General features: G+C 65.4%; 5 protein-coding genes and 1 pseudogene. 2 read left to right on the top strand and 4 right to left on the bottom strand.

The window, feature by feature from the left end; genetic code table 11:
* The 3 genes and pseudogenes from B6V74_RS19095 to B6V74_RS18550 form a co-directional block, all read right to left on the bottom strand.
* Positions 1-212, bottom strand: a pseudogene (locus tag B6V74_RS19095) (hypothetical protein); the annotation flags it as partial.
* A 198-nt stretch (positions 213-410) separates the two neighbouring features.
* Positions 411-2,330, bottom strand: coding sequence for a DEAD/DEAH box helicase (locus B6V74_RS18555; RefSeq protein ID WP_088723667.1), 1,920 nt, complete (start codon positions 2,328-2,330; stop codon positions 411-413).
* A gap of 143 nt (positions 2,331-2,473) precedes the next feature.
* The gene (locus B6V74_RS18550; RefSeq protein ID WP_088723666.1) at positions 2,474-3,502 is read right to left on the bottom strand and encodes a cation transporter; all 1,029 of its coding nucleotides are present in this window, start codon (positions 3,500-3,502) and stop codon (positions 2,474-2,476) included.
* A gap of 163 nt (positions 3,503-3,665) precedes the next feature.
* Between B6V74_RS18550 and xylB the strand changes: the two genes are divergently transcribed.
* Complete coding sequence (xylB, locus tag B6V74_RS18545) at positions 3,666-5,102, top strand: xylulokinase (RefSeq protein WP_088723665.1); 1,437 nt, start codon at positions 3,666-3,668, stop codon at positions 5,100-5,102.
* Between the two features lie 43 nt (positions 5,103-5,145).
* Here the strand turns inward: xylB and B6V74_RS18540 are convergent, their stop codons facing one another.
* The gene (locus B6V74_RS18540) at positions 5,146-6,069 is read right to left on the bottom strand and encodes an aldose epimerase family protein (RefSeq protein ID WP_088723664.1); all 924 of its coding nucleotides are present in this window, start codon (positions 6,067-6,069) and stop codon (positions 5,146-5,148) included.
* 312 nt (positions 6,070-6,381) lie between these two features.
* Here B6V74_RS18540 and glpD point away from each other — a divergent pair, with 312 nt between their 5' ends.
* On the top strand, positions 6,382-7,941 hold the full coding sequence (gene glpD / locus B6V74_RS18535; RefSeq protein ID WP_088723663.1) for a glycerol-3-phosphate dehydrogenase: 1,560 nt from the start codon (positions 6,382-6,384) through the stop codon (positions 7,939-7,941).
* Positions 7,942-8,046 lie beyond the last annotated feature (105 nt).

Raw genomic sequence — 8,046 nt, 5'->3', positions numbered from 1 at the left:
TGGTCGATGAGGCTACGAAGGATCGCCGTCGCCTCGCTGCGACTATCCTTGTCATTGAGCGCTGCCGTCAGATCTTCCACCTTACTGCGGTAGACCGCGGCAAGCGCCGGGTGGATGATGACGGGATCGGGCGTTGGTATCGTGGCGAGCGTGTTCCGGAGCTCGGACTTACGGGGCTTACCTCGTCTCGGAGGCCAATAGTTGACCTGCACGGACGCATAGCATCACCAACCGGGCTTCGCTCGTGGCAAGGCGAAAGACCCGTGACAGTGATATTAAGGGGCATCAGGCCACGGAGGCTTCTGTCGTGTTCTCACAGTCTAAGGCGGTAAGGAGGCGCTGACCCGGGCGCTTCGGATCTGGTACGAAAAAGGCCCGCATCGCTGCGGGCCTTTTGTAGAATCACATCGTCACTTGCGCGGCTTTTTCGGGCCGCCGGGCTTGGGCTTTCCGCTTTTTCCCGGATGCGTCCCTTTGCCGGGGCCCGCGTATTTCGCGCGAGTTTTTTTCGGTTTCGCGCCTGCGCCGCCCTCGGGCTTGCGCTTTTTCGACGGGATATCCGCTAGGGCGGCAAAGACCGCCTCGTCATCCGGGCTCCAGCCGCTCGTCTTGGTATTGTCCGCCGGAGCGCCTTCAGTACGTGCGCCCTTGGGCGAGCCTTTGCGATGGGGCGCCTTGCCCGGGTGTTCCCCACGCTCGCCACGATGGGGCTTGCCCTGCGGTTTGTCGGCGCGCCGCTTTTTCGGCGGCGGGCCGAAATCGGGTTCACCATTGAGGGCGCGGGCCGTGATCTCGTCGGAGAGTTCGCCATCGGGACCAAGCGAGGCCGCGAACTTTGCGACGCTCTTCTCGGCAATCTCGACGAAGGTTTCGTCGTCGCGCACGCGGATCGCGCCGATGGCGGATTTCTCCAGATCTGCATGGCGGCGCAGGAGCGGCAGCAGCCAACGCGGCTCGGCTCGGTCATTGCGCCCGACCGACAGGGTGAACCAGCGGCTCGGACCGAATTCCTGACGCTCGGACTGGCCCTTGGTGTCGGGCGGCAGAAGGTCTTCGGGCGGTGCGTTGCGCGCTTGCTGCAGGCGCAGGAAGGCGGCGGCGACAGCCTCGGCCCCGTGCCTGTCGAGCAGCTTGCGCGCGAACGCCGCCTGATCCTCGGTGATCGGCTCGCGCCAATCGGGATCGGTCAGCAGGCGCTCTTCGTCGCGCGCGATGATCGACTCGGCAGAGGGCGGCACCGTCCATTCCGCGTTGATCTTGGCGAATTTCAGCAAGCGCTCGGCGCGTTTGACCATGCGAGGCGGCACGATCAGCGCGGACATCCCCTTGCGCCCGGCGCGACCCGTCCGGCCCGAACGATGCAGTAGGCTCTCTGTGTTCTGCGGCAGATCGGCATGGATCACTAGGCTCAGGTTCGGCAGGTCGATACCGCGTGCGGCGACGTCGGTCGCCACGCAGACCCGCGCACGCCCGTCGCGCATCGCCTGCAGCGCGTGGCTGCGTTCGGCCTGTGACAGCTCGCCCGAGAGCGTCACGACCGAGAAGCCGCGATTGCCGAGACGGGCGCTGAGATGGTTCACCGCCGCGCGGGTGTTGGCGAAGACGATGGCGCTTTCGTCATGATGAAAACGCAGCAGGTTGAAGATCGCATGATCGCTGTCCGAGGCCGCGACCTTCAGCGCCTTATAGGCGATGTCGGAGTGCTGCTGCGCGGTGTTGATCGTCGAGATGCGCTGCGCGTCGTTCTGGAACTGCTCGGCCAGTTTCGCGATCATAGGCGACACGGTGGCCGAGAACAGCAGCGTGCGGCGCTCTTCCGTAGCGGAGCCGAGGATGAATTCGAGGTCTTCGCGGAAACCCAGATCGAGCATCTCGTCGGCTTCGTCGAGCACGACCGCGCGGATGTCGCCCAGGTCGAGCGCGCCGCGGCGGATATGATCGCTCAGACGGCCGGGGGTGCCGACCACGATATGGGTGCCGCGCTCGAGGGCGCGCCGTTCCTGCCGCGGATCCATGCCGCCGACGCACGAGCTGACGATGGCGCCGGTCTTGCCATAGAGCCAGCGCAATTCCTGCATGACCTGGAAAGCGAGTTCCCGCGTGGGGGCCACGACGAGTGCAAGCGGCGTGCCGGCCGGGCCGAAGCTTTCGGCCTCGCCCAGAAGGGTCGGCGCGATCGCGAGACCGAAGCCGACCGTTTTGCCCGAGCCGGTCTGGGCAGAGACCAGCAGGTCCTTGCCCGCCAGCGCGGGATCGGTCACCGCGTCCTGCACGGGAGTGAGAGTGTCGTAGCCGCGCTCGGCGAGCGCTGCGGAAAGGGAGGGGATCATCGGAAAGTCGTCCAAGCAATGACGTAAGGGACGGGCCGCTCTGCTTCTGGCAGCCCGTGCGGAAGGCGCCTGCATAACGGTCCTTGCGGCAAATGTATATTGCCTATTTCGCGAATCCGGCCCTGAGAGGCAAGAATCCTTGGTCAGGCGAGGACTTGCAGCACCACTGCCGAGGCGTAGATCGCGACCAGAAGCAGGCTCTCGATCCCGATCCGGGCCGGCCCGTCCTTCTGCCGCAGGATCAACCCGCCGAGCAACACGCCCGTCATCATCAGTCCCGTCGCCAGCCAGTACAGATCCGGCATCGAGACTGCATGGTAGAGCGAACCCTCGCGATACGCCCCGTCCGAGAAGACTAGGAACAGCGTGTCGAAGGTGTTGCCGCCGATAATGCCGCCGATTGCCAGTTGCAGTGCGCCGCGGCGGACCGCCGTCAGCGTCGTCACCAATTCCGGCAGCGATGTTACCACCGCCGTCAGCAATGCGCCTACCAGCGAGGAGCTGAGGCCGAAACGTGTGACGAATTCCCGCCCCGCTTGCGAAATGACCCAGCCGCTGAGGCCCATGACGACGACGAGGCCGACGAAGACGAGGATCGGCCCGCGTGGTGAACGGTTCCTCTCTTCTTCGTCCTCGGGCTCGTCATGGCGGGTCTCGCGGGTTTCGACCGGTTTCCACATCGGCGTTTCCGACACCTGGGCTGCGAGCTTGGTGCCGCCGAGATAGGCGAGAAACAGGATCACCGAGGCCGGGCTGATGCCCCAGATCGCGTAATCGGGCGCGGCGGTCGCGGCGAGCGGGATCGAAAGCAGCACGATCAGCATCACCGCCTGAAACAGGTTGGCAGGCTCCGCCGCCGAATGTTCGAGATTGGCCCGCCGGTGCAGCATGTCGGCCAGCGCCAGAAAGAAGGTCTGCGCGGCGATCCCGCCTACGGCGTTTGAGAAGGCGAAGCTCGCGTCCCCTTGTGCGGCTACCGAGACGGAGACGACGATCCCCGACAGCGAAGTCGCGGCGCCCAGAACGATCCCGCCCGCCAGCGCCTCGCCGATGCGGGTGCGATCCGCGATCACGTCGGCCAGCCCGGTCGCCTTGATCGAGGAGATGACGACGATCAACCCCGCAAGGGTGAAAGCGCCAAGCAGAAGAGGGGTCGAGAGAGAGGCGATCATCCAGGCTCCGGGGTCACTGTTCGAAAGGCAACCGCGCAATGCGCTCACGGTTCCGTTATGCGGTGCGACGGACGGGCACATTCGTGTGGGGTCGAGGAGTCGACATGCCCGCCAGAGACGTTAGGGTCGGCGCGAGACGAGTAGCGCGCGCGGGAGGACAAGGATGTTTATCGGATTGGATCTGGGCACCTCGGGGCTGAAGGGCCTCTTGATAGACGATGCGCAGCGCGTGGTGGCCGAGGCGACGCATCCCCTCACCGTTTCGCGCGCCCATGAAGGCTGGTCGGAACAGAATCCCGCCGAATGGGTCGCGGCGATGGAGGCGGTGCTGGGCACGCTCGCGCAGCATGACCTCTCGGCGGTGCGCGGTATCGGACTTTCCGGGCATATGCATGGTGCGACGCTGCTGGATGCGCAGGACGCGGTGCTGCGGCCCTGCATCCTGTGGAACGACACCCGCGCCCACCGCGAGGCGGCGTCCCTCGACGCCGACCCGCAGTTCCGCGAAATCAGCGGTAATATCGTCTTCCCCGGCTTCACCGCACCGAAGCTGGTCTGGCTTGCGAAGCAAGAGCCTGAAATCTTCGCGAAGGTGGCGAAGGTACTGTTGCCGAAGGATTACCTGCGGCTCTGGCTGACCGGGGAACATGCCTCGGAGATGTCCGATTCCGCCGGAACCAGCTGGCTCGATACCGGTGCGCGTGACTGGTCGGACGCGCTTCTGTCGGCGACCGGGATGCGGCGCGAACAGATGCCGCGTCTCGTCGAAGGCTCGGACGTGTCGGGCACGCTGCGCCCGCAGATCGCGGCGCGCTTCGGTCTGCCGGAGGGCGTAGTCGTCGCGGGCGGCGGGGGCGACAATGCGGCTTCGGGCGTTGGCGTCGGCGTCGTGGCGGCCGGACAGGCCTTTGTCTCGCTCGGCACTTCGGGGGTGCTTTTCGCCGCGGACGACGGCTATCGGCCCGATGCGGCGAGCGCCGTGCACAGCTTCTGTCACGCCCTGCCTCAGACATGGCACCAGATGGGCGTGGTCCTGGCCGCGACCGACGCGCTGAACTGGTATGCGCGGCTTCTGGAGAGCGACGCCAAGCAGTTGACCGAGGGCCTCGGCCCGTTGCGGGCGCCGGGCAAGGCGCGCTTCCTGCCCTATCTCGGCGGCGAGCGCACGCCGCTGAACGACGCGGCGATCCGTGGGGCCTTCATCGGGCTTGAGCATGCGACCGATCGGGCGGCGACGACGCGGGCCGTGCTGGAAGGCGTGAGTTTCGCGCTTCGCGATTGTCGCGACGCGCTGGCTGGGACCGGGACGCGGATCGAGACGCTGCTTGGTGTCGGCGGTGGGACGCGTTCGCGTTATTGGTGTGAGGCAATCGCGACGGCGCTCGACACGCCGGTGGCCCTGCCGGTGGCGGGCGACTACGGCGGCGCTTTCGGGGCGGCACGGCTCGGCATGATGGCGGCGACCGGCGGCGGGTTGGAACTCGCACGCCCGCCCGAGATTGCCGCGACGATCGAGCCGGTGCCCGCGTTGCGCGCGGCGTTCGACGAGGGCTATGAGCGATATCGTCAAGCCGGTGCCGCGCTGAGCGGTTTGACCTGACCCTGCGCGCCGCGCCTTTTCCGCTGGCGTGGATTTCGCGGGCTCAGCCCGAGAACTGCAGGCGAATTCGGTTCACGTATTCCTTGCCGGGTTGCAGGATCGCGGACGGGTACTCGGGGTGATTGGGCGCATCGGGCCACGCCTGCGGCTCCAGACAGATCGCGTTGAAGCTATCACCCGATGGCGAAGTGTAGACCTGCAAGCCGGGCTGGTTGCTCAGCATCGTCATGCTGCGCCCCGAGGCCGGATCGTTCAGTGCCGCAATCTCGCGCATTGCGCCGGGACGCAGACAGAAGTTGTGATCGAAGCCTGCGCCATCCGGTCCCGGCACCGGGGCCGAATCGCGAAAGTCGAACCGGGTGCCTGCGACATCGCGCGGGGCGCCGAAAGGCAATGTTTCGGAATCGATCTCCAGCACCTGATCGGCGTTGATCTTCAGCCGGTGATCGGCGATCGAGCCACCGCCGGCGAGGTTGAAATACCCGTGCGAGGTCAGCGAGACCGGGCAGGCCCGATCACAGCGCGCGCGATAGGTGATCGTCAGAGTGGCAGGGTCCGATAGCGCAAAGCTCGCCTCCGCCACGAGATTGCCGGGAAAGCCCTGATCGCCGTCGCGGCTTTCGAGCCGCAGCGCCACCGCGTTGATCCAATGCGCGACGACCGTCCAGTCGCGCTGGTCGAAGCCCTGACCGCCGCCGTGAAGGCAGTTTCCGTTCTCGTTCGTATCGAGCTGGAACTGCTCGCCATCAAGCGTGAAGCGGCCCCCGGCGATGCGGTTGGAGTAGCGCCCGATTGTTGCGCCGTGGAAGCTGCGTGCGGTCTCTCCGGGATCGGGGCCGATAAGAATCTCGACCGGGCCGTCGGCGCCTGGCAGGACCAAACTTGTCAGTCGTGCGCCTTTCGGGTCGATGCGGACCCGCATCCCCGAAGCAAGCCCGATCTCCAGTTCTGTTTCATGATCGAACATGCTCTTGTCCCGTCCGGTTCCCGATAAGGCTTACCTTACGTAAGACTCTTCGCACGTCACGACTTTAACCTCGATCAATCCCTTAGGCGAGTTAGCTACATCGTCAGTTTTCTGCCCGTCAAACGTGCTGAACGCCCCGAGACTCACCATACAGCAACGCTGGCGTTCCTTAAAAGTTTCGTGATCGGTGCGGAGAATTTGGGGGCGAGGCGTTTTCACGCTCGATTATGCGCGAAAATTGTCTATAATTATCAATAACGAAAAATATCGCGCCTAATGGTGCAGAAGCGATGGGCATTAGGAGTGCGCAGAATGTCACAGGCAGTAGACCTCTTCGTGATCGGCGGCGGCGTGAACGGCTGCGGGATCGCGCGCGACGCGGCAGGGCGTGGCCTCAGGGTGCGTCTGGCCGAGATGGGCGACCTCGCGCAGGCGACCTCCTCGGCCTCCACCAAGTTATTCCATGGCGGGCTGCGCTATCTCGAGTATCTCGAGATCAAACTGGTGCGCGAGGCACTGTCCGAGCGCGAGGTGCTGATCCGCGCGATGCCGCATATCTCCTGGCCGATGCGCTTCGTGCTGCCCTACAGCGCCGACATGCGTTTCGAGAGCGATACGCCCGTCTCGAAGATGCTCTCGACCGTGATGCCGTGGATGAGGGGCAAGCGCCCGTCCTGGATGATCCGCTCGGGGCTGTTCCTCTACGATCATCTGGGCGGGCAGGGGCTCTTGCCGGGTACGAAGCGACTCGATCTGCGCAACACGCCCGAAGGCGCGCCGCTGAAGGATCAATTCGCTCATGCCTTCGAATATTCCGACGGCTGGGTGCAGGACGCCCGGCTCGTCGTGCTCAATGCGCGCGACGCCGAGGCGCATGGCGCCGACATTCGTGTGCAGACGAGGGTCGTCGAGGCGCATCGCGACGGCGGTCATTGGGTGATCACCACCGAGGGGCCGAACGGGCGCGAGGAGCATTTGGCCCGCGCCGTGGTCAATGCGGGCGGCCCGTGGGTCGAGCAGATCCTGAAAGGTACGATGGGCAGCGCCAGCCGCGAGCATATCCGCCTCGTGCGCGGCAGCCATATCGTGACTCGCAAGCTCTACGATCACGATAAATGCTACTTCTTCCAGGGCACCGACGGGCGGATCATCTTCGCGATCCCCTACGAGCAGGACTTCACCCTGATCGGCACGACCGAGGCCGCGCATGAGGATTCGCCGCTCGCCGCCGAATGCACCGAAGCCGAGCGCGATTACCTGTGCGAATTCGCCTCCGAGTATTTCAAGCAGGAAGTTACGCCCGACGATGTCGTCTGGACCTATTCCGGCGTGCGCCCACTCTATGAGGACGGCGCGAGTTCTGCGACCGCGGCGACGCGCGAATACGTGCTCTCGCTCGATGCCCCGACGGGCCAGCCGGCGGCGCTGCATGTATTCGGGGGCAAGATCACCACCTATCGTCGTCTGGCCGAGGATGCGCTGGCCAAGCTGCGCCCGCATCTGCCCGGGATGGGCGGGCCGTGGACGAAAGACGCGCGTCTCCCGGGCGGCGATTTCGCCCCCGAAGAGGTCGAGGCCAAGATCGCCAAGCTCTCGCAGGACTACCCCTTCGTGGATCGCAAATGGGCCGAGCGGATGATCCGTCATTATGGCACCGAGGCGTGGGACATCTTCGGCGATGCCAAGGCGCTGGCCGATCTGGGCCGCGATTTCGGCGGTACGCTTACCGAGGCCGAGCTGCGCTGGCTCGTCGAGAAGGAATGGGCCCGCAAGGTCGAGGACGTGATCTGGCGGCGTACCAAGCTGGGCTTGCGGCTCGATGCCGATCAGGTCAACTCTGTCGCCGCGTGGCTGGAGGAGCACGCGGCCTGAGGCGCGAAACGGGAGGACTTCATGACCCATATTCTGGCAATCGACCAAGGCACCACGTCGTCGCGGGCGATCGTTTTTGACGGCGCGCTGCGCCCGGTGGCGAGC

Origin of the sequence: Thioclava sp. F42-5, from assembly GCF_002213195.1 — a bacterium.
GTDB lineage: Bacteria > Pseudomonadota > Alphaproteobacteria > Rhodobacterales > Rhodobacteraceae > Thioclava > Thioclava nitratireducens.
This window is presented reverse-complemented; position numbering and strand designations above follow the sequence as displayed.